General features: G+C 62.6%; 19 protein-coding genes. 10 read left to right on the forward strand and 9 right to left on the reverse strand.

Features of this window, described 5'->3' with window-relative positions; all coding sequences use genetic code 11:
* The coding region (locus tag QMG25_RS18840) for a hypothetical protein (RefSeq protein ID WP_283462624.1) at positions 1-181 on the reverse strand (181 nt) is incomplete at its 3' end.
* A gap of 31 nt (positions 182-212) precedes the next feature.
* The gene (locus QMG25_RS18845) at positions 213-1103 is read right to left on the reverse strand and encodes an ABC transporter ATP-binding protein (RefSeq protein WP_283462626.1); all 891 of its coding nucleotides are present in this window, start codon (positions 1101-1103) and stop codon (positions 213-215) included.
* A 303-nt stretch (positions 1104-1406) separates the two neighbouring features.
* On the opposite strand from QMG25_RS18845, the gene groES reads away from it, so the two are divergent.
* Positions 1407-1703 carry a co-chaperone GroES gene (groES, locus tag QMG25_RS18850; protein WP_038464523.1) on the forward strand — a complete coding sequence of 99 codons (297 nt, stop codon included), beginning with the start codon at positions 1407-1409 and terminating at the stop codon, positions 1701-1703.
* 114 nt (positions 1704-1817) lie between these two features.
* Positions 1818-3425: a chaperonin GroEL gene (groL, locus tag QMG25_RS18855; protein ID WP_283462627.1), complete on the forward strand. Its 1608-nt coding sequence runs from the start codon at positions 1818-1820 to the stop codon at positions 3423-3425.
* A gap of 167 nt (positions 3426-3592) precedes the next feature.
* Here the strand turns inward: groL and QMG25_RS18860 are convergent, their stop codons facing one another.
* Complete coding sequence (locus QMG25_RS18860; RefSeq protein WP_283462628.1) at positions 3593-5506, reverse strand: heavy metal translocating P-type ATPase; 1914 nt, start codon at positions 5504-5506, stop codon at positions 3593-3595.
* A gap of 73 nt (positions 5507-5579) precedes the next feature.
* The gene (locus QMG25_RS18865; protein ID WP_283462629.1) at positions 5580-6578 is read right to left on the reverse strand and encodes a DUF389 domain-containing protein; all 999 of its coding nucleotides are present in this window, start codon (positions 6576-6578) and stop codon (positions 5580-5582) included.
* 154 nt (positions 6579-6732) lie between these two features.
* Between QMG25_RS18865 and QMG25_RS18870 the strand changes: the two genes are divergently transcribed.
* On the forward strand, positions 6733-8808 hold the full coding sequence (locus QMG25_RS18870; RefSeq protein WP_283462631.1) for an acyltransferase family protein: 2076 nt from the start codon (positions 6733-6735) through the stop codon (positions 8806-8808).
* A 136-nt stretch (positions 8809-8944) separates the two neighbouring features.
* Positions 8945-10459, forward strand: a complete 1515-nt coding sequence (gene guaB, locus QMG25_RS18875) for an IMP dehydrogenase (protein WP_283462633.1) — start codon at positions 8945-8947, stop codon at positions 10457-10459.
* Between the two features lie 481 nt (positions 10460-10940).
* Here guaB and QMG25_RS18880 read toward each other — a convergent pair whose 3' ends face one another.
* Genes QMG25_RS18880 through QMG25_RS18900 form a run of 5 tightly spaced genes read right to left on the reverse strand, consistent with a single transcriptional unit; the run spans position 10941 to position 14211 of the window.
* Positions 10941-11588: a hypothetical protein gene (locus QMG25_RS18880; protein ID WP_283462634.1), complete on the reverse strand. Its 648-nt coding sequence runs from the start codon at positions 11586-11588 to the stop codon at positions 10941-10943.
* Positions 11589-11628: 40 nt separating this feature from the next.
* Positions 11629-12276: a hypothetical protein gene (locus QMG25_RS18885; protein WP_283462635.1), complete on the reverse strand. Its 648-nt coding sequence runs from the start codon at positions 12274-12276 to the stop codon at positions 11629-11631.
* Positions 12273-12734, reverse strand: coding sequence for a hypothetical protein (locus QMG25_RS18890; protein WP_283462636.1), 462 nt, complete (start codon positions 12732-12734; stop codon positions 12273-12275). Before QMG25_RS18890 ends, QMG25_RS18885 begins: the two co-directional genes overlap by 4 nt.
* Positions 12734-13354, reverse strand: a complete 621-nt coding sequence (locus tag QMG25_RS18895) for a hypothetical protein (RefSeq protein ID WP_283462637.1) — start codon at positions 13352-13354, stop codon at positions 12734-12736. The genes QMG25_RS18890 and QMG25_RS18895 overlap by 1 nt, the downstream gene beginning before the upstream one ends.
* Complete coding sequence (locus QMG25_RS18900) at positions 13351-14211, reverse strand: hypothetical protein (protein WP_283462638.1); 861 nt, start codon at positions 14209-14211, stop codon at positions 13351-13353. Before QMG25_RS18900 ends, QMG25_RS18895 begins: the two co-directional genes overlap by 4 nt.
* A gap of 190 nt (positions 14212-14401) precedes the next feature.
* Here QMG25_RS18900 and QMG25_RS18905 point away from each other — a divergent pair, with 190 nt between their 5' ends.
* From QMG25_RS18905 to guaA, 6 genes are all read left to right on the forward strand, one after another.
* Complete coding sequence (locus QMG25_RS18905; protein ID WP_283462639.1) at positions 14402-15511, forward strand: BtrH N-terminal domain-containing protein; 1110 nt, start codon at positions 14402-14404, stop codon at positions 15509-15511.
* A gap of 34 nt (positions 15512-15545) precedes the next feature.
* Positions 15546-16670, forward strand: a complete 1125-nt coding sequence (locus QMG25_RS18910) for a GuaB3 family IMP dehydrogenase-related protein (RefSeq protein WP_283462640.1) — start codon at positions 15546-15548, stop codon at positions 16668-16670.
* 166 nt (positions 16671-16836) lie between these two features.
* Positions 16837-17328, forward strand: a complete 492-nt coding sequence (locus QMG25_RS18915) for a PTS sugar transporter subunit IIA (RefSeq protein WP_283462641.1) — start codon at positions 16837-16839, stop codon at positions 17326-17328.
* Positions 17329-17371: 43 nt separating this feature from the next.
* Entirely contained in the window at positions 17372-18220 is an 849-nt protein-coding gene (locus QMG25_RS18920; RefSeq protein ID WP_283462642.1) for an SURF1 family protein, read from the forward strand.
* Between the two features lie 156 nt (positions 18221-18376).
* Positions 18377-18922 carry a DUF3817 domain-containing protein gene (locus tag QMG25_RS18925; protein WP_502866453.1) on the forward strand — a complete coding sequence of 182 codons (546 nt, stop codon included), beginning with the start codon at positions 18377-18379 and terminating at the stop codon, positions 18920-18922.
* Positions 18923-19168: 246 nt separating this feature from the next.
* Entirely contained in the window at positions 19169-20758 is a 1590-nt protein-coding gene (gene guaA / locus QMG25_RS18930; protein WP_283462643.1) for a glutamine-hydrolyzing GMP synthase, read from the forward strand.
* Positions 20759-20846 lie beyond the last annotated feature (88 nt).

The following is a 20846-nucleotide window of genomic DNA, read 5'->3' on the forward strand; positions in this document are numbered from 1 at the left end:
GGCACGCCACCCCGGCGTCCGTGACCGCGACCACCGTCAGATTGCGCATCCCCGCATCGTCGCACTCATACAAGAATAGCACCCGCGTCCCGAGCAGGACCGTCGTCTGGCCCTCCGAATCCACCCGGCGAAGCACCGCCGGATCCGGCATTCCCGCAAACTCCAAAATCGACTCCGACATGCCTAAAACACTACCGGACAACTTCAAGAATTCAACGGATTTCCGACGGCATGTCGCCCGAGAAAATCCCCGGAAACAAAGGGAACCTGAAACCTACTTCAGGAGGTCTGAGGCTTGGCCGGGTGATTTCAAGCCCCGGCACCTCCCCTCCGGCCTCGGCGTGGAGCCGGGCCGCCAGCGCTGACGGCTCCGCGGTGCGCTCTTGACGCACCACTCCGTCCTGCCGCCACCGCACGAGCGGAACCCTCGCTTCGGCCCCGCCAATCTGGTCGATGGGACCCATGTCCACTAGTTTTCCACCCACGATGACCCCTGCCCTGTCGGCCAAGGTTGCCGCCTCGTCAAGGTAATGGGTTGTCAGCAGAATAGTGGTGCCCTCGTCCTTGAGCTGGTTGATCAGGGACCAAAAATGGCGTCTGGCCTCCGGGTCAAAACCCGTGGTCGGTTCATCCAGGAACAGAAGTTTGGGACGGCCGATGATGCCCAACGCCACGTCCACGCGTCGTCGCTGTCCGCCGGAGAGCTTGCTAATCCGGGTTTTAGCTTTGCTGCCCAAGCCCACCGCTTCGATGACCTCGGATACCTTGCGGGGGTTGGGGTAGTAGCCCGCGAAGTGCGTCAGCTGCTCCAGCACTGTGACGTTGCCGCTCTCACCGGTGGATTGCAGCACGATCCCCAGCTGCGCCTTCCACTCGAGGCCGCCGCGTTGCGGGTCGACGCCCAAAACCTGTGCGTCGCCGCTGCTGCGGTCCCGGTAGCCTTCAAGGATTTCAATGACGGTGCTTTTCCCTGCGCCGTTGGGCCCAAGCAGGGCAAAAGTTTCACCCTGCTCGATGTCGAAGGAAATACCGTCCACGGCAGTGAAGCGGCCATAGGATTTCTTCATATCGCGCACCCTGACCGGCGCAATGGTGCTTGTCATTTCATCATCCTTGCACCGGTGTGGATGCTGGCGTAACCGTGACAGGCTCGCCCATGGTGCGCCGTGAGCGAAACCGGGCCCGCCGTCGTCGTGCTTTCAAGTGAAAATCTGGCACTCGCCTTGACCGAGTGCTAACGGATTCCCTAGAGTCGGTGTTAGCACTCTCGCCCTGAGGGTGCTAACTCGCTTTCCTTCTTGGCCAAGGGGCACCACCGGCACCGCGACGACGGTTGGAACCCATACAACTTGGCGAAGAAGACTGCCAGGCAGCCAAAAATTTACGCATGTGAAGGGGAGGTCCGAGTGTCGGTCTCTATTAAGCCTCTTGAGGATCGTATTGTTGTTCGCCAGCTCGAAGCAGAGCTGACCACCGCTTCAGGTCTGGTCATCCCGGATACTGCCAAGGAAAAGCCCCAGGAGGGCGAAGTTGTGGCAGTGGGCCCCGGCCGCGTTGATGACAACGGCAACCGTGTCCCGATCGATGTTGCCGTGGGCGACGTCGTCATCTACTCCAAGTACGGTGGAACCGAAGTGAAGACCGGTGGCGAAGAGCTGCTGGTTCTGTCCGCCCGCGACGTACTGGCCATCGTCGTTAAGTAACGACTTTCGCCCAGCAACCACGTTTGCAAAGCCCCGCGCCGGGCATTTTCGGTAATCGAGCCTGTCGAGATCATCGAATACGGGTGCGGGGTCTTTGCGTGAAAGGACAAACGCATGGCAAAGCAGCTTGAATTCAACGACGCCGCACGCAAGGCCCTCGAGGCCGGCATCAACAAACTGGCGGACACCGTCAAGGTGACCCTCGGGCCGCGCGGACGCAACGTTGTGCTTGACAAAAAGTGGGGCGCCCCCACCATCACCAACGACGGCGTGACCATCGCCCGCGAGGTGGAGCTTGAGGACCCCTACGAGAACCTTGGCGCACAGCTGGCCAAGGAAGTAGCCACCAAGACCAACGACGTTGCCGGCGACGGCACCACCACCGCCACCGTCTTGGCCCAGGCACTGGTCTCAGAAGGACTGCGCAACGTGGCAGCAGGTGCGGCTCCCGGCGAGCTGAAGCGCGGCATCCAGGTCTCCGTGGAGGCCATTGCCGCTCGACTGCTGGAAAACGCACGCCCGGTGGCTGGCGGACAGGTGGCAGAAGTTGCCGCCATCTCCGCACAGAGCCAGGAGATCGGAGACCTGCTCGCCGAGGCGTTCGACAAGGTCGGCAAGGATGGTGTCATCACCATCGAAGAGTCCTCCACGACGTCCACCGAACTGGTCCTCACCGAGGGCATGCAGTTCGACAAGGGCTACCTGTCCCCGTACTTCGTCACCGACGCGGAACGCCAGGAAGCAGTCATGGAAGACGCACTGGTTCTGATCAACCAGGGCAAGATCTCCAACTTGCAGGAATTTCTGCCGCTGCTGGAAAAGGCGCTTGCCGCTGGCAAGCCCTTGTTCATCATTGCCGAGGACGTCGACGGCGAGGCGCTGTCCACGCTGATCGTGAACCGCCTCCGCGGCACGTTGAATGTTGTTGCCGTCAAGGCACCGGGGTTCGGCGACCGTCGCAAGGCCATGCTGCAGGACATTGCGATCCTGACCGGTGCACAGGTTGTCTCCCCGGAGATCGGCTTGTCGCTGGACCAGGTTGGCCTTGAAGTGTTGGGCACCGCCCGCCGCATCACCGTCACCAAGGACAACACCACCATCGTTGACGGCGCCGGTACGGCCGAAGACGTTGCTGATCGTGTGGCGCAGTTGCATGCCGAGCTCAAGCGCACCGACTCCGACTGGGACAAGGAAAAGCTGCAGGAACGCCTGGCCAAGCTGGCAGGCGGCATCGGCGTGATCAAGGTTGGCGCAGCCACCGAGGTCGAGCTGAAGGAAAAGAAGCACCGCATTGAGGACGCTGTGTCCGCAACGCGTGCCGCTTTGGAAGAAGGCATTGTGGCCGGTGGCGGTTCCGCACTGGTCCAGGCCGCCAAGGCCCTCGACGACGATGCCAACGTGGCCGCCCTGACCGGTGACGCAGCAACTGCCATCGAACTGGTGCGCAAGGCTGTTGCCCAGCCGCTGCGCTGGATTGCCCAAAATGCAGGCCACGACGGCTACGTTGTGGTGCACAAGGTTGGCGAACTTGAAGACGGCTTCGGCTTCAACGCAGCCACCGGCGTCTACGGCAACCTGATCTCCGCCGGCGTCATCGATCCCGTCAAGGTCACCCGCTCTGCCCTGCGCAACGCAGCCTCCATTGCGGCTTTGGTGCTCACCACCGAAGTTCTCGTGACGGACAAGCCTGCCGAGGATGAAGCAGCAGCACACCAGCACTAACCCCACGCCCTCCCAACTGGGGTCGCTCGCGACCCCAGTTGGGGCCCCTCGGGCGCGTGGGCCCACCCACGCTCTCCCACTTGGGATGGGCTGGCTGGAAGGACATCGTTTGCGCTTTTGGACACCGTTATTGGTGGCCGAAAGCGCAGGCGGTGTCCTTCTTCTTTTTAGCATCTTTTCTTGCCCGGGGACAGGGCGCGGAGGGCATTGAGGATGGCGGCCAGGTCCACAACTTCTTGGGACAACGCACCCGCCACGGCCGGAATGTTTCCCGCCGCGGCCAAGAACATCAGGGCGACGCTGAGCAAGATGCCGATCCAGATGCTCTGGACGGCGATCCGGATGGTCCGCTGTCCCATTCGCACGGCCTCAGCCACCTTGGTCAGGTCATCGTGCATAATGACGACGTCGGCCGACTCGCTGGCTGCCGTCGAGCCTTTTGCACCCATAGCAATGCCAACATCGGATGCGGCCAGGACGGGGGCGTCATTGACCCCGTCGCCCACCATCATCACTTGGCGCAGCGGGAGTTCGTTGACAAGCCGGACCTTGTCTTCGGGCAGGAGCCCGGCCCGCACCTGCGTGATGCCCACCTCGTTGGCGATGAACTGCGCGGTGGTCTCGGCGTCGCCTGTGAGCATGACCGTTTCGGTGACCCCCAGCCGCCGCAAAGCGGTCAGTGTGGAGTGCGCCTCGGGCCTGAGAGGGTCGCGCATGATGAGGGTACCGGCGAAATGGCCGTCTACGCCCACATAGACGGCCATTTGACCCGCCGTAAGCGGCGTTTCCTGCACACCGGTGACACTTTTGGCCACGAAGGACTGCTTGCCCACTAGTACTCGGCGGCCTTGAAAGTCGGCGCTGACGCCATGCGTGGCGTGTTCGGTGGCGTGCTCGGTGGTTTGTAGAACGAGGTTGCGGGCCACTGCCTCGGCCACGACCGCGGTGGCCAGCACATGGGATGAATATTGCTCCGCTGAAGCCGCCAAGGCGAGGAGCTCAGCGGGGTTATGGGAAGTGCTGCGCACCTCTTCCAAGGTAGGTTTTCCACCGGTTAGCGTTCCCGTTTTGTCGAAGGCTGCGGTTCTCACCCGCGAGAGCTGCTCCAACGTGCCGGCACCCTTGACAATGATGCCAGCCTTGGCCGCCTGGCTCATCCCGCCCAAGAACGCCACCGGAGCCGCAATGAGCAGCGGGCATGGTGTCGCCACGACCAAGACCTCGGCAAAGCGCGAAGGATCCCCGCTGAAGTACCACGCCGCTGCCGCCAGGACCAGGGCAAACACGGTGAAGGGAACGGCATACCTATCTGCCAGTCGCACCACGGGAGCTCTGCTGTCGGCAGCCTCGCGGACCAGGGCAATAATGCGGCTGTATTGGGAGTCCTGTTCCTTGGCGATGGCCCTGATGCGCACAGCGGACGGGCCGTTGAGCACACCGCTGGGTACCGTGCTGCCAGTGTCGTGTTCCACGGGAAGGCTTTCACCTGTCAGTGCCGACTCATCAAACATGGCGGGGCCAGAGAGAATCAACCCGTCAACTGGCACCACCTCCGAGGGCCTGACCAGCAGGACGTCACCCACCTCTACGGTGCCAATGGGGACCTCGGTAGTGCAGCCGTCGTCGCTCTCCCTGTGGGCTGTGCGAGGTGCACGCTCCAGCAAGGAGGTGAGTTCCTTCGTGGCACGGCCGGCCGCGTAGTCTTCCAATGCGGCCCCGCCGGTGAGCATCAGCACAACAATCAGCGAGGCGATGTACTCGCCCACGGCGACGGTGGCCACGATGGCGGTGACGGCCAGAATATCGATGCCCCAATGCCCGCGCAGGATGTCCTTCACCATGCCGACTGACTGGTGGGCGGCCACGGCCAAGGCGAAGATGCTGGCGGTCCAGCGTGCCGCGGAGTTCGCGCCGGAGAGGAGCAGCACAGCCACGGCCAAGCCGACAAGAAGGGTCAACGCGACCACAGGATAGCGACGGAGGGCAAGGGCCAGCGGCCGGCGTGGACGCACGTGCCCGGCGGAGGGCGTTCCGGGCTGGCCCACAGAGGCCTCGGTTACGGGTGCGCTGGAGTCGTCCATGCCCCAACTCTGCCCCAGGTGGGCCGCCAATCCCAGTACCAGCGCCGGACGGAAGTGAAGGCGGAGGGGACCGTCAGCGGCGGAAGGCGTTCCACGAGCCCACGCTATGGGCAGTTGCGGCGGCGTGGGCGGCCGAGTAGCGGGTGGGCGCCGGGCGTCGGCGTCGGAACATCCTGTAGACAAACAGCACGGCGGCCGCAGCGACCACGATGCCAGCAACGTTGAGGAATAGCTGCAACGCTGATCCTGCCGCCCGGCCCTGTTCACCCAACACCAGGGCCACAGCGACGTACCCGGCGGCGGGAACCGTCGTGACGGAAATGAAGACTCCCACCAGTGCTGCGGACTTCTTGCCAATGAGGGACAGCATGCCGGCCGCCCCCGCCAACACCGCCACAATGAAGGAGTAGGGTCCTGGATGGTAGATGAATTCCGTGGCCCGGTTCTCGCTGAGCAACTCTGCCGGACTGAACAGCCCCAGACCCACCGATGCGGCCGTGGCCAGGGCCGTCAGCGCCATGGCGATGGGAAAACCGACCAGCAGGGCCACGGCTGCCCGACGGGCGAGCTTCCACCGACGGTCCACCAGGGCTAGGGCAAGCCCGGCCAGCGGACCAAACTCGGGGCCCACCACCATGGCGCCGACGATGGCGATGGTGGAATCGGTCACGATGCCGATCCCCGCCAATTGCACGGCGATGACGAGGAATGCCAAGAAGCTCCAGGTCAGCTTTGAATCGGCGTTGGTGTCCTTCTCCACTTCAGCCCAGATGATGGCGTCGGCGCCGTCCCCGGCAGCCGCCTTGGCTGCCTTGTCCAAGCGGTCGGACATGACGAGCTCCGGTGCGGTGACGCTGACTGAGCCCTGGTGGTCAATGTGGAGCCCGTGCAGCTTTTCAAGCAGCCCTTCCACGGATTCGCGCACGGCCTGCAGCACAATGACGTCTCCCTCGGGCACCAAGGATGCACCTCTCGTCTGTGAGATTTCCGAAACGCCCGGGTGGTCTCGGGCAATCGCGACGACCGAGTCGGCCGTGCCGGACGGGACAACAATGCGAATCTGCAACGCCATGGGGGTTCCTTTGTCGTGCCGACATGTGCGCCTGATTCTATGGGACGGCAGGCTCCGGGTGCAGCTGCATTGAGAGCTCCAGCGTGGAGCCGGTATCGTGGCGAGGGACTTCTGGCCGTTGGGGCGGCACATATAACTGATGAAAGTGCGCTCAATGTTGCTTGAAACCACTGCCCCTGCAAAGGCCAGGGGCCGGAGGTCTGCTGCGCTCCCGGCCGCCGGACCGGCCGGGAAGGTGCGCAAGTTCCTTCCGGAAGTGCAGGGGTTGCGTGCCGTGGCTGTGTTGATGGTGGTCGCCTACCATGTGTGGTTTGGTCGGATCTCCGGCGGGGTTGATATTTTTTTGCTGATCTCCTCCTTCTTGCTGACGGGCCAGTTTGTGCGGAAGCTGGAATCGGGCAGGGCACTGGAACTGCCCAAGTATTGGGCGCATTTGTTCAAGCGGTTGCTTCCGTTGATCGCCGTCACGTTGCTGCTGGTGCTGGGGGCCGCCCGCTTGTTCCTGCCGAGCATTGCTTGGAGCGGGATTTTCAAGCAGACCTGGGCGTCGTTGTTTTATTACCAGAACTGGTTTCTGGCGGCGGAGTCTGTGGACTATTACGCCACCGACCACAGTCTCGCCAGCCCCTTGCAGCACTTTTGGTCGCTTTCCATCCAGGGGCAGATCTTCATCCTGTGGCCGCTCCTCTTCGCCCTGGCCGCCTTGGCGGCGAAACGGTGGCGGCTGAGAATTCGGCCGTTGCTGATGTACGGGTTTGGTGCGGTCTTTGTCGTATCGCTCATTTTCTCCATCATCACCACGCAAACGAACCAGGAGTTCGCCTACTTCGACACCAGGACGCGCTTGTGGGAGTTCGCGCTGGGTTCGCTGCTGGCACTGACGTTGCCGTATCTGCGGTTGACGCGGATCGCAAGAATCGTCATGGGCTGGGTGGGGGTTGTGGCCATGCTCTCCTGCGGTTTGATTCTGCAGGTGGGCCAGCAGTTCCCCGGGTATATGGCGTTGTGGCCGACGCTTGCGGCGGCGTTCATCATTGTTGCCGGGTTCACCGACAGCCCGCACGGCGCCGACAGGTTTTTGAGTTGGAAGCCGCTGGTGAAGCTCGGCGACAGTTCCTATGCCCTCTACCTGCTGCACTGGCCCATCCTTGTCATCTTCCTCATGGTTTCGGATCGGCAGGAGGCCGGCCCGTTCTTTGGGCTGGTCATCATCATCGTTTCGATGGTCGCTGCGGCGATGTCCACGAAGTATATTGACACTCCCTTGCGCCGGAACAAGTGGATTGAGCAGAAACGACGTCGGGCCGTCACCGTGATTGCCGTGTGCGTGGTCCTGGTAGCAGCACCCCTGACGACCTGGCAGTCCCAGATTCGAGCAACCGCAGCGGCAGCAGCCGCTCAAGTTCCCAGCGACAACCCGGGCGCACTGACGCTGCTGCCCGGCTATGTGGACAAGGTCTCCGAAGATGCAGCGGTGCTGCCGGCGCTGGACGGCATCACTGGCGACTGGCCCAAGTACGCCGCCAAGTGTGAAGGCGCCGATGCCCCTGAGTTTGAGGCCCTGGCCAAGGACTGTTTGCAGGACGGAGTCCTGGACGGCAGCGCCACGGAAAGCGTGATTGTGGTGGGAAATTCGCATGCTGAGCACTTCTCGGGAGCCGTCCGATCCATGGCGGAGGCCAATAATTGGAAAGTCACCAAGCTTCTGGGACGGTCCTGTATTTTCAGCGCAGACACTTCGGCACAGAACGAACGGTGCAAGACCTTCAACGACGAAGCCACACAGTACATCCTGAAGATGAAACCGGACAGGATCGTCACCATCGCCACGAAGACCACCGAGTCAACACCGGACGAAACGTTGGCGCCGGGTTACGAGGACACCATCAAGGCGTTTACCGACGAAGACATTGCCGTGGTCGGCGTGCGGGACAACCCGCGGTTCACCATCAACATGCCGTGGTGTGCGGATTCCAAGGGCCGGGATTCAGAAGAATGCCAGGTACCGCTGGAGACCCTCATGCCACCGGTCTCGCCGCTGGAGAACGTGGGAGCGGGCAATGCCCTGTTCTTCCCCATGGACATGACGGACCTGATCTGTCCTGATGCCATCTGCCGGCCCGTCATTGGAAACGTCCACGTCTACATCGACAACAACCATGTCAGCCAAACGTATTGGAACACCATGGCAAACGAATTCGCCAGGCGCCTGGACGTGCAACGCGGTTGAGTGTGATGCGCCACACGAGAATAGGGTCAGCGCGGCTTTCGTTTTAGACTGTAATCAACGCACAGACTGGCTTCGTAATGACGGGGCTGGCCATTGGATGCACACCCCACCGGTTCTACCCCGCCAAGGAGCCTTCGTGTCCCAGCCTGAAACCCATGATCCATTTGCCCTGATCGGTTTGACGTACGATGACGTCCTGCTCCTGCCCGGCCACACCAACGTCATCCCGTCGGAAGCGGACACCAGTTCACGCGTGTCCAAGCGCATCACTGTGAAGACCCCGCTGCTCTCGGCAGCGATGGACACTGTCACGGAGTCGCGCATGGCCATCGCGATGGCCCGGCAGGGTGGATTGGGTGTGGTGCACCGCAATCTTTCGATCCAGCGCCAGGCCGAAGAAGTCGACTTGGTCAAGCGCAGCGAGTCAGGCATGATCACCAACCCCTTGACAGTTGGCCCTGACGCCACGCTCGCCGAATTGGATGAACTGTGTTCCCGTTTCCGGGTTTCCGGCCTGCCAGTGGTCGACGGCGGTGGCCGCCTCGTGGGCATCGTCACCAACCGCGACATCGTGTTCATCCCAGAGAGCGAATACGCTCAGCGTCTTGTCCGTGACGTCATGACGCACATGCCATTGATCACCGGTCGCGTCGGCATCAGCCGTGAGGAGGCCTCTCAGCTGCTGGGCAAGAACAAGATTGAAAAGCTCCCGTTGGTGGATAATGCAGGGATCCTGCAAGGCCTGATCACCGTGAAGGACTTCGCCAAGGCCGAGCAATACCCGCTGGCCACGAAGGACTCAGAGGGTCGCCTGCTCGTTGGGGCAGCGATCGGCTTCTTTGGTGACGGCTTTGAGCGCGCCATGACGCTGGTTGAGGCAGGCGTTGACGCCTTGTTCGTTGACACAGCCAACGGCCACAGCCAGGGCGTGCTGGAAATGATTGCGCGGCTGAAGAGTGAAAAGGCTGCCGCCCACGTTGACGTCATCGGCGGCCAGGCAGCCACCCGCGAGGGTGCCCAGGCCCTGATCGACGCCGGTGCCGACGCCATCAAGGTCGGCGTTGGCCCCGGATCCATCTGCACCACCCGCGTGGTGGCCGGCGTTGGTGTTCCGCAGATCACCGCCATCTACGAATCCGCCAAGGCGACGATCCCGGCCGGTGTGCCGTTGATTGCCGACGGCGGCCTGCAGTACTCCGGGGACATCGGCAAGGCCCTGGTGGCAGGCGCCGACACCGTCATGATCGGTTCACTTTTGGCCGGCACGGAAGAGTCCCCCGGGGCCACCGTGTTCGTCAACGGCAAGCAGTTCAAGGCCTACCGCGGCATGGGCTCCTTGGGGGCCATGCAGTCCCGCGGAGAGAACACCTCCTATTCCAAGGACCGCTACTTCCAGGCCGACGTTTCAGGAGATGAAAAGCTGATCCCCGAAGGCATTGAAGGCCGGGTTGCCTACCGCGGACCGCTGGCCTCGGTGGCCTACCAGCTGGTTGGCGGACTGCGCCAGACCATGTTCTACGTTGGCTCTCCCAACATCGCCGAGCTGAAGGCGCGCGGCAAGTTCGTGCGCATCACCGCAGCCGGCCTGAAGGAATCCCACCCGCATGACATCACCATGACGGTCGAAGCACCCAACTACCTCAACAAGTAGCGCGGGGCTGCAGAACCGGTCGAGCACGCTGGCCCATCAACCTGGATGGTCCATTGGTTCTACTGTCCATCAAGTTCGACGGCGGCGACCCACCATTCAAAGGTGGGTCGCCGCCGTCGTTCGAGACCTTCAACGCGGGACGACCGCCGCTGTCTGTCGATACAAACGGAAAGGCTCGGGACGCAAAAAATTCTTGCATCCCGAGCCTTTCTTGAAGAAGCCTCCCCGGCTGTGGCCAAGGGGATCTCCCTAACTACTAAGAGAAGACGTCCTAGATTGCCGAGACAATCCAGATGATCAAGGCAATGATCACAAGAACGCCTACGATTGTCCATACAAGGCTGCTTCCGCGCATGTTGGGTAACTCCCGTTCTCTTCGTTGTTATTTCTCATAATGGTTATACGAGAAGTTTCTTATCCTAACTGTCGCAGGCGTATCCGTGGGATTCCAAAGCCGCGCCATGCCGAATAAACTAATTCGCTATATTTCCGTTCCGGGTTGTGCCGGTGTTTCTGCGGAGAGAACGGTCTTGAGTTTCTCCATGGCTTCGACGGCGGGGAAGTTCTCTTCGACGAATTCAGATTCCGAGCCGCTGCGCAGCACCCAGTCCCCGGATTCGACAGCTGTCAGCTGGGCCACGATGGGCTCGGCGTCGACGCGCAGCCGGCGAATGACTGCTGTGGCGGGCAGGCCCTCGGCGGAACCGGTGAGGTATTCCTCGCTTAGGTGCAGTCCGAGTTCCAGCAGTGCCGGGCCGGATTCGATCGGCTGGATTTCGTGCACGCCGTAGGGGCTGATGCTGAGCAGGATGGCGCCAACGTTGGAGCCAACCGCGAAGAGCACATGGTTGCTGGTGGGGGTGGTCAAGGAGATTTCAAGCCACTCCTGGGCTTGGGAAAGCACCGATCCGACCACGGCGCACTTGTCCACGGGCACAATCTTCTCACCCTGGGCGGAGGCAAGCCCGCGCACCATCAAAGTGGTCAGCCCTGCGTTGTGCAGGAGCTGGTTGTCGCCGTGCTGGTCAAGGCGGAGCAGGCCCAAGGTGACAGCAGCCGATTCCGTGGGGGTCATGGAGAGAAGGGTAAGAAGTTCATGGTCGGTCATGCGCAATTCAGTCTCAGTCATGGCCCAAGCCTACTGGCCGAGGGGCCCCGGCCGAGCGTAGCTAGAGCGGGCCAAAGTTTCGATCACCGCGTGCGTCGCGCCACGTCGTGGACAGATTTTCCAGTTCGCTCCGCATGGCTGCGTTGCGATCGATGTGCCGGCGGAAGTCCCGCCGGGCATTTTCTGCGTAGTAGGCCGGAAGCGCAAAGGAACTGATTGTGCCAAGGACGAAGAGCAGACACACGGCAACAAAGGAGAATGCCGGGACCGGACCCTGTGCCAGCCACCCGGAGATTGCGAAGGCCGTGGGAAGGCCAACAGCCAAGGTGACGAGAATGGTGAGACTGACTCCGGAGCTGAATTTTTGCGGTGCGCGGGACGCCATGGGCCGTTGCGAACGTGGAATCTGGGGCAGTTTCAGGACCCGGATCAGGATACTGGTGGCCAACAGGGCCAGACCCGCCAGAATCAAGGACAGCCACAAGGCAATGGCACTGGTCATGGTGGACAGCGCCAGGAGGCCGCCGCCCAGCAACGCGATTCCCAAGCCAGTGGCGGCGCCGGCCAGTCCTCGCCACTGGCCGTAGATCCATGCCATGTCGCGCAGGGCCGAGGTGCTGGCCTGGGGTGCTGTGCGGGCCATGTCGGAATCAAGCCAGTAGGCGAGGGGACGTCCAGGCATTGGAGGAAGGGGGTTTGAATAGCTCATGGTGCGTGTTCCTCCGGGCGGACTGAAGCTGGTGGGTTCTGTGTCCTGCGGGCCCAAAGGACCACGATGGGATAAATGCTCAATGGGACGGCGAACAGCACCGGGTCGATTCCGAAGCGGGCTGTGATGCCGACCGCGGCAAAATACCAAAACAATCCTGCCATGGCCCACATCACCGCAGCCACCACGACCAAGGCGGCGGAAGGCCCCGGATCGACTGTTCCGGCAGTGGCGGGCCGGGCCGGCGGAACCCGGCGCATTTTGGCCCGGAGAGGGAACAGCAGGAAGGCGAAGAGAACCGCACCAATGCCGGAAGTCAGTCCTCGGGGCGTTCCGCCCAGCTCCACATTCAGCAGCGCCAGAATGGTGAAAACCAGTGCCACGGCGGCCGTGGCGACCATGAGTGCAGCGGCACGGTTCCGGACGGTTCCGCCAAACGATGCAGAGGGCGGCGGCATTAGCGAGACAATGCTGCGGTGAGCCGTTCGAAGGCTGCAGCAGCCGGTACTGTTTCGGCGTGTGCCGCGTCCCCGCTGCCGGTGAGCAGCGTCCACGTCTCCGACTCGTCACGTTTGAGATGGGCCGTGAGCGAGGTGTGCGAGGCCGAATGATAGGTGACCATGGCGGAGGCGGGAAGGCCGTCCGTGGCGTCTTGGAGGTAGGCCTGGGAGAGAAGCACGCCCAAGCGGGGCAATCCTTCGGAGGTGTCGACGGGGCGCACCTGGTGCGCCCCCAACCGGTTCAGGGACAGCAGGAGGGAACCGTGCGCGGAGGCTGCCACAAACATGACGTGGTCTGCTCCGGGCGTCACGAAGGCCACTTCCAGCCATTCGGTGGCTGTTGTCAGGACAGCGGCCACCAGTGCACCGCGTTCCGTCGGAACAATATCGTCCCCCTTGGGCTCGGCCATTCCACGGGCCAGCAGGGTTGTGATGCCAGCCCGTTCCAAAACGTCGCGGTGCGCTGCAGCGGAAAGGCGGAACAGGTCGCGGGTGGCTGCTGAGGCATCAGTTGGATTCATTGCCAGCAGGGCCAGCAGTTCATGGTCGGTCAGCAAAAGATCTGATTCGTCGGTCATTGTTTCCTTGGGGTTGAAATCCTGGTGAGGGACAGGTGCCGGCTGCACTCAGCTCTATCCACCGGACAGCCAGCCCCACGCCTTTTTGGCCACGTTGGCGCTTTGTTCGCCAACCCACTTGGCGCCGTCGCCGAACATCTCACTGGTGCTGTCGTAGCCCACGGAGTTGGACAGCACGCCCATGCCGGCCCAGACGATTCCCGCCACGGCAAGGCCGGTCCCACCACGGGGATGAATGAGCCAACACCCAAGACCGTGGTGATTCCGCCGTCGAGCATCTGGTTCGTGTTGCCGTCCATGAGCCCGTTGGCAAATTGGGCCCCTCCGCCAATGATGCTGAGCACGCCGGCTGCACGGCCCGCCATGGAGAGCCCGTTGAGCAGTTGGGTGCCCTTGAAGTACTGGCCCAGCTGTCCACCCCGGGCACTCAACAGGCTCCACGGCATTTCCCGCAGCAGCCCGGCCTTGATCATTTTTCCCAGCAGGTTGTCGGCGAATACGCTGCCCAGAGAGGCCAGGAGGTTGCCGGTCTGGTAGGCGGGGTTGGAGTTGGCCGCCGCCACGTCATCCAGCGACAGGTTGGCCACACCGTCGTCGCCAGGCCCAACACGAAGGGGATCGCCGGGGCCGGCAGGAAGGCCGGATGCGACACTGGCCTGGACTTGCTCGTCGGCCTGATTGTTCAAGATTCTCGAGTATTGTGCCAGAACGTCCCCGGTGGAGCGTAGCTTCAGGCGCATCCCGTTGTGCCACTGGCTGCGGAACCGCTCGCTGTCAGGACCGTTCCAGCGCGCGCCGGTGATGACGCTGTTCAGTGAGGAGGACAGCTGCTTCAGCGTGGTGCCCGAAGTTTCCATGGTTTTGGCCAGCTCACGTAACTGTTCGGGGTCTGCGCCGATCTGCCATCTGTCATGGAGAGTCCTATCCTTGCCTCAAGAGGGGCGGTGCATTGGCCACTGCGACTTGTCGGTTTTACCTTATTCCACTGGCGGTCCCTTGCGACCTGGGGAGAACTCACCGCTGCGCCCGCCCCGCTACAATCATCAAATGCCTGCCGACTACAACCACCGGACCGACTATTCACACTGGGACGCGGGATTGCGGACCCGTGTCTTGGCCGCATCAGCGGTGCTGAACCCGTTCACCGGCGAGCCGTTCAGCGAAGCGGCGCTGGCCGGGTTGGGCGGCGGAATCGGCTTCATGGTCTTCACTTTTGACGGCAAGGAGACCACCACGGCCTCCGTGGTGACGCGCTTTCATCCCGGGCCGTATACAGAAAATCTGCTGCGGCGCAGCGGAGCCAACATCCATATCCAGCAAACCGGCAGTGCGGCCCTGGCCCAGTCGCGCCTGGATGCTGCACTGGAGACGGGGGTGCCCGTCGTGGTCCGGGTGGTGCACGGAACACTGCCGTGGATCCCGGCAGACCCGCTGGCCGACATGGACTCGGTGGATGTGGCGGTGGTGGCTCGCGACGGTGAAGACTACTTCGTGGACGACGGCGATGGGCGGCTGGAACGGATCAGCGCACACTCGTTGGCGGCAGCTCGCACCTCCCGCAAGGCAGACAAGCATTGGCAGGGACATGTGGTGGGAGGCGGCGGCGAGGCATTGACCGCCGAGGTGTTGACGGCCGAGGTGCTGCGCCGGACCATGGCCGAGACGGCACAAGAGCTTCTATCCCAGCAAGCCCCTCCCGGGGTTCCCGCCGGCTATGCCAAGAATTTCGGCATTCTGGGCATGCAGTCGTGGGCGCAGCGCTTGCGCGACACCTCCACGCGTTACGGATGGGCCCGGATCTTTGGCGATCCCCAACGTGCGGTGGAGGGCCTGGGCATGTTGCACGGGGTGCTGGCCGGAAAACGGTTTAGCGGCCCCGGCGCACTGCGCCCGTTGTATGCCCAATTCCTGCGGGAGGTGGCGAAGTACGGGCAGGGGAGCACCGGCGTCGGACTTTCCGCCATGGATCTGGAAGGTCTGGCGGAGGCGGCTGCACATTACGAGCTGCTCGGGAAGCAGTGGGAAGACCTGGCGGCGCTCATCGGGGCCGCCGGGGAACCGGATTTTGCGCTCATGGCGGAGCATGTGGAGGCGATCGCAGCGTTGGAAACCACAGCGGCACTGGCCCTGCAATCAGCGTCCGGCCGCGTGCTTTGAAGCCCGGCGCCCTCGCTGCGATAGGGTGGGGGGCGTGACTTATGAGATTGAGATTGGCCGTGGAAAGCGTGGACGCCGCGCATATTCGTTGGATGAGATTTCGATTGTGCCGGCCAGGCGCACCCGCGATCCCCAGGATGTTTCGGTGAAATGGCAGATCGACGCCTACCAGTTTGAGATTCCCGTCATCGGTGCGCCCATGGACTCGGTGATGTCCCCGGAAACCGCCATTGCCCTGGGCAAGCTCGGCGGGCTGGGCGTGCTGGACCTGGAAGGCCTGTGGACCCGCTACGAGGATCCCCAGCCGGTGCTGGACGAGATCGCGGCACTGGAGGGCTCGGTCGTGGACCCGGAGACCACCCGCCGCCTGCAGAAAATCTACAACGAGCCCATCAAGGCCGAGCTGATCACTGCACGCCTGGCCGAGATCCGCGCCGCCGGCGTGACAGTGGCCGGCTCCTTGACGCCCCAGCGCACGCAGGAGTTTTACAAGACGGTGATTGCCGCCGGTGTTGATATATTCGTCATCCGCGGAACCACCGTTTCAGCCGAACACGTTTCCAAAACCACCGAACCGTTGAACCTCAAGCAGTTCATTTATGAGCTCGACGTCCCCGTGATTGTGGGTGGAGCAGCCGGCTACACCTCCGCACTTCACCTGATGCGCACCGGCGCGGCAGGCGTCCTGGTGGGCTTCGGCGGCGGCGCCTCCACCACCACAAGCCGCGCCCTGGGCATCCGCTCGCCCATGGCCAGCGCCATCTCCGACGTGGCCGCTGCCCGTCGGGACTACATGGATGAATCCGGTGGACGCTATGTGCACGTGATCGCCGACGGCGGCATGGGCTCCAGCGGCGACGTCGTCAAGGCCATCGCCATGGGCGCCGACGCCGTCATGCTTGGATCCGCGTTGTCTCGCGCTGCGGAGGCACCTGGCCAGGGCTGGCACTGGGGCGCCGAGGCGCACCACCAGGAACTGCCGCGCGGGCATCGGGTGAAGATGGGCACCGTGGGCACCTTGGAGGAGGTCCTGTACGGTCCCGCCCACCAAGCCGACGGAACCTCGAACCTGATCGGTGCACTGCGCCGCTCGATGGCCACCACCGGCTATTCCGACCTGAAGGAATTCCAGCGGATCGACGTCATCGTTTGGCCGTAGTTTCCACTGCACAGCGATGCCCCGGACCGCCTGCGGACCGGGGCATCGCTGGGCTCCGAGGAGTGTTCGGCAAGGGCTCGAGGTGCGCTGGGCGCAGCTGCCCAAGTGCTTGGCAGGGGTCTAGACTAGTGTGAGCTGCTTGAACAAACTCGCGCGAAAGGTACCCATGACATCGGCTTCACTGGAACGCTATGACACCGAATTGACCAACCCCGGGTTGGTGATTTTGGAGATGACGGCCGAATCCAAGGAGGACGCCGCAGCCCAGCTGGCGGCCAAACTCTTTGAACAGGGCAGGGTTTCGGACCTCGACGGCTTCCTGCGCGACGTCAACGCCCGCGAACACCAGATGGCAACTGGCTTGCCGGGCGGAATTGGCCTGCCGCACGCCCGGAGCGAGTTCGTGAAGGAAATTTCCATCGCCGTGGGAGTGACCAAATTCGACCACAGCCTTGATTTTGGCGCGGCGGACGGCCCAGCCACTGTGATCTTGCTCGTTGCCACCCCCGCCAGCTCATTCTCGGCCCACTTGGAAGTGCTGGCAACCTTGGCCCGCTCGCTTTTCAAGGAGAACTTCCGCGAGTCCCTGCGGCGGGCGCACGACACGGAGGTCATCGCCGAGCTGATCAACTCCACGCTGGTCTTCTTCGACCATTAGCCGGCATTCGTTGTTCTACAGGGATACGAAGTAACGTTGAAGCGTGTTGAAAACTGCCGTCAAGCCCAAATGGATCGCCGCGCTGGTGTTTGCGCTGGCGGTGGCCGCTGTCTTTGTCCTTTTGAGCCAGTGGCAGTTCTCCCGTTCGCTGGAGAAAGACGTTGCGCCCCCTGAGGTGACAAGCAAGGTTCAGCCGCTGCTGGAGACCTTGGAACCGGGCCAGCCCTTGCTGGGCGATGCTGAAGGCCAGATTGTCACGGCACAGGGACGCTTCGATCAGAGCAAGCAAGTGCTTGTTCCTTCGCGGCTGCAGGACGGCAATGTTGGCTACTGGGTCGTGACGGCCTTTGAGGTGGACGGTGCACCTTTGCTGACCGGTGTGGCAGCGACCGATGAAGTGGCCATCCCCGTGGCCCGCGGCTGGATTGCCTCCTCGGAGAACGTGCCGGAAGCGCCAACGGGCAGCATTGCCCTTGAGGGCAGGCTGCTCAACTCCGAAGGTCCTGAATTGAAGAAGGATCTTCCCGCCGGCCAGATCAACATGCTGTCCTCGGCCGAGCTCAGCAACATTTGGAAAGTCACCACCTACGCCGCGTTCATCGTCTCCCACAACGAACTGGCGGATGGACAGGAAATCGGTGCAGCAGCGGGCACCAGCGGCTTGGTTCCCATCACCGTCACCGCCACCGACCAAAACAACAAGGTCAACTGGCTGAACATCTTCTACTCCCTGGAATGGGTGTTGTTTGCCGGATTTGCCGTTTTCCTGTGGTGGCGCCTTGTGGCCGACGACTACCGCCGCGACCAAGATGAGCTCTTCGACCTTGCCGCCGAAGACGACGAAGACGAAGACGAAGGCGTTGCCACCGACGGTGGCGAGACTCGCGCCTGAAACCCCGCTGTGACGGGCATGCCACAGTGATTGAAGAACTTGCCTGGACTGGATTTTGGACAGTCTGAAACCACCCGAAGATTGAGGAGAGTCGGCACCGTGACCGAGCCCAACAACCCAGAACAGATCAGCACAGAACCGATCAGTGCAGAGCCGATCAGTGCAGAGCCGAATGGCACCGAGCCCGGCAACACACCGGCTGCCAAAACAAAATCGGCCGGTCCGAGTGCACCGGCGGCCAAGGCCGCACCCAAGCGCCGCTTTGGGGGCACCCCGGCGCAGATCCTCAGCGCGTTGAAGTTCTACAAGGTCCTTGCCTATGCAACAGGCACCATGCTGCTGCTGCTCGTGGTGGAACTTGTGCTGCGCTATGGCTTCCAAAGCGTGTTGATGGCAGGCGGAACCGACACTACCGGAGCCGCCCACGGGTTGGGGCTTGTCAGTCTTGATGGCGGAGTCATGGCCATTGCCGGCGGGGTGAATCTCTCCACCATGGTCCTGATCGTGCACGGCTGGATGTATGTCATCTACCTCATCGCCGACTTCCGCCTCTGGACGCTCATGCGCTGGCCGTTTGGCAAATTGGTGCTGATCGCCCTGGGCGGCGTGGTCCCGTTCCTGTCCTTCATTGTTGAAGCTCGGGTCCACAAGGAAGTACTGGCCGAAGTTGCTGCAAATCCCAAAGCGGGAAAGCGGTACTGATCCACCCGTAGCACTTCCCGCACAGGCCCTCACCGTACAGACGCTCCTGCACTTTTGGGGGTAATATCACGGACGCTTCCGCACTTGGTGCGGGAGCGTTTCGCATTTGACCCCCGAAAGTGCAGGAGCGTCGGGGGAGGGGCCTCGTTGTTGTGGTGACCGTCCATGACGGGCTTTTTTGAGTCGCTGGTCACTCAATGGCGGGCACCGGGGCGAGGGGGCCGCGCTGTGGGTTAAGATTGCAAGGTGACTAATCCCGCTACGGCCCAGACTTCCCAGAAGCCCGTCCTGGTTGTGGACTACGGTGCCCAGTACGCCCAGTTGATTGCGCGCCGTGTGCGTGAGGCCAATGTGTACTCGGAAATCGTTCCGCATACCTTTACCACCGCGCAGTTGCTTGCGAAGAACCCAGCTGCCATCATCCTCTCCGGAGGACCCTCAAGCGTCTATGCAGAGGGCGCGCCCAATATTGGTGCAGACCTGTTTGAAGCCGGTATTCCGGTCCTGGGCATTTGCTATGGCTTCCAGGCCATGGCCGCAGCCCTGGGCGGAACTGTTGCACACACCGGGCAGCGCGAATACGGCTCCACCCAGGTGCAGATTCTCGGCGAAAGCCGCTCCATCCTCAGCGACACGAACCCGGTCCAGACAACGTGGATGAGCCACGGCGACAGCGTCCACGAGGCGCCCGCAGGCTTCGACGTGTTGGCAACCTCGGCCGGTGCGCCGGTTGCGGCGTTTGCCAATGAGGAAAAGTGCCTCTTCGGCGTCCAATGGCACCCCGAAGTCAAGCACTCCGAATTTGGCCAGAAGGTGCTGGAGAACTTCTTGTTCAACGGCGCCAAGCTGGAAAAGAACTGGACTGCCACCAGCATCCTGGACGACCAGGTTGAGCGCATCCGCGGGCAGATCGGCGACGCCCAGGTCATTTGCGGCCTGTCCGGCGGCGTCGACTCCGCTGTGGCCGCTGCCCTCGTGCAGCGCGCCGTGGGCGACCAGCTCACCTGCGTATTCGTCAACCACGGACTGCTCCGTGAAGGCGAGGCCGAACAGGTCGAGCTCGACTTTGTGGCCTCCACCGGAGCCAAGCTGTATGTTGCCAACGAACAGGACCGCTTCCTGAACGCCTTGGCCGGGGTGTCCGACCCCGAAAGCAAGCGCAAGATCATCGGCCGCGAATTCATCCGCGCCTTCGAAGAAGCCGAGCGGGCCATCATGGCCGAAGCCGCCTCTGAAGGCGAAGAGATTAAGTTCCTGGTCCAGGGCACCCTGTACCCCGACGTTGTGGAATCCGGCGGTGGTGAAGGCGCAGCCAACATCAAGAGCCACCACAATGTGGGAGGGCTTCCGGAAGATCTTCGCTTTGAGCTTGTTGAACCGCTGCGTGCCCTGTTCAAGGACGAGGTCCGTGCCGTGGGTGCCGAGCTCGGCCTGCCTGCCGAAATTGTCGGCCGCCAGCCCTTCCCCGGCCCTGGCCTGGGTATTCGCATCGTTGGCGAGATCACCGGCGAACGGCTGGAACTGCTGCGCAAGGCGGACGCCATTGCCCGCGCGGAGCTGACTGCTGCAGGCTTGGACAACGAAGTGTGGCAGATGCCTGTTGTGCTGCTTGCCGATGTGCGCAGCGTTGGCGTCATGGGCGATGGCCGCACCTACGGACATCCGATCGTGCTGCGCCCGGTGTCCTCCGAGGACGCCATGACGGCGGACTGGTCGCGACTGCCATACGACCTGCTGGCGAAAATCTCCAACCGAATCACCAACGAGGTGGACGGTGTCAACCGCGTTGTCTTGGACGTCACCTCCAAGCCGCCGGGAACGATTGAATGGGAGTAATCCCCCCACAGGGACGCTGGAGGGCGCCCAAGCCAGTCTTTTCAGGCTTATTTTTGTGCCCTCCAGTGTGCCGAACGGGCATTCTTGG

The organism is Arthrobacter sp. H35-D1, from assembly GCF_030063185.1.
Classification (GTDB): Bacteria; Actinomycetota; Actinomycetes; order Actinomycetales; family Micrococcaceae; genus Specibacter.

What these genes read in the sequence shown, in the direction of transcription:
- QMG25_RS18845 (WP_283462626.1), bottom strand. Translation starts at nt 1,103, where the DNA reads ATGACAAGCACCATTGCGCCGGTCAGGGTGCGCGATATGAAGAAATCC.
- groL (WP_283462627.1), top strand. Translation starts at nt 1,818, where the DNA reads ATGGCAAAGCAGCTTGAATTCAACGACGCCGCACGCAAGGCCCTCGAG.
- QMG25_RS18860 (WP_283462628.1), bottom strand. Translation starts at nt 5,506, where the DNA reads ATGGACGACTCCAGCGCACCCGTAACCGAGGCCTCTGTGGGCCAGCCC.
- QMG25_RS18865 (WP_283462629.1), bottom strand. Translation starts at nt 6,578, where the DNA reads ATGGCGTTGCAGATTCGCATTGTTGTCCCGTCCGGCACGGCCGACTCG.
- QMG25_RS18870 (WP_283462631.1), top strand. Translation starts at nt 6,733, where the DNA reads ATGTTGCTTGAAACCACTGCCCCTGCAAAGGCCAGGGGCCGGAGGTCT.
- QMG25_RS18880 (WP_283462634.1), bottom strand. Translation starts at nt 11,588, where the DNA reads ATGACTGAGACTGAATTGCGCATGACCGACCATGAACTTCTTACCCTT.
- QMG25_RS18885 (WP_283462635.1), bottom strand. Translation starts at nt 12,276, where the DNA reads ATGAGCTATTCAAACCCCCTTCCTCCAATGCCTGGACGTCCCCTCGCC.
- QMG25_RS18890 (WP_283462636.1), bottom strand. Translation starts at nt 12,734, where the DNA reads ATGCCGCCGCCCTCTGCATCGTTTGGCGGAACCGTCCGGAACCGTGCC.
- QMG25_RS18895 (WP_283462637.1), bottom strand. Translation starts at nt 13,354, where the DNA reads ATGACCGACGAATCAGATCTTTTGCTGACCGACCATGAACTGCTGGCC.
- QMG25_RS18900 (WP_283462638.1), bottom strand. Translation starts at nt 14,211, where the DNA reads ATGGAAACTTCGGGCACCACGCTGAAGCAGCTGTCCTCCTCACTGAAC.
- QMG25_RS18905 (WP_283462639.1), top strand. Translation starts at nt 14,402, where the DNA reads ATGCCTGCCGACTACAACCACCGGACCGACTATTCACACTGGGACGCG.
- QMG25_RS18915 (WP_283462641.1), top strand. Translation starts at nt 16,837, where the DNA reads ATGACATCGGCTTCACTGGAACGCTATGACACCGAATTGACCAACCCC.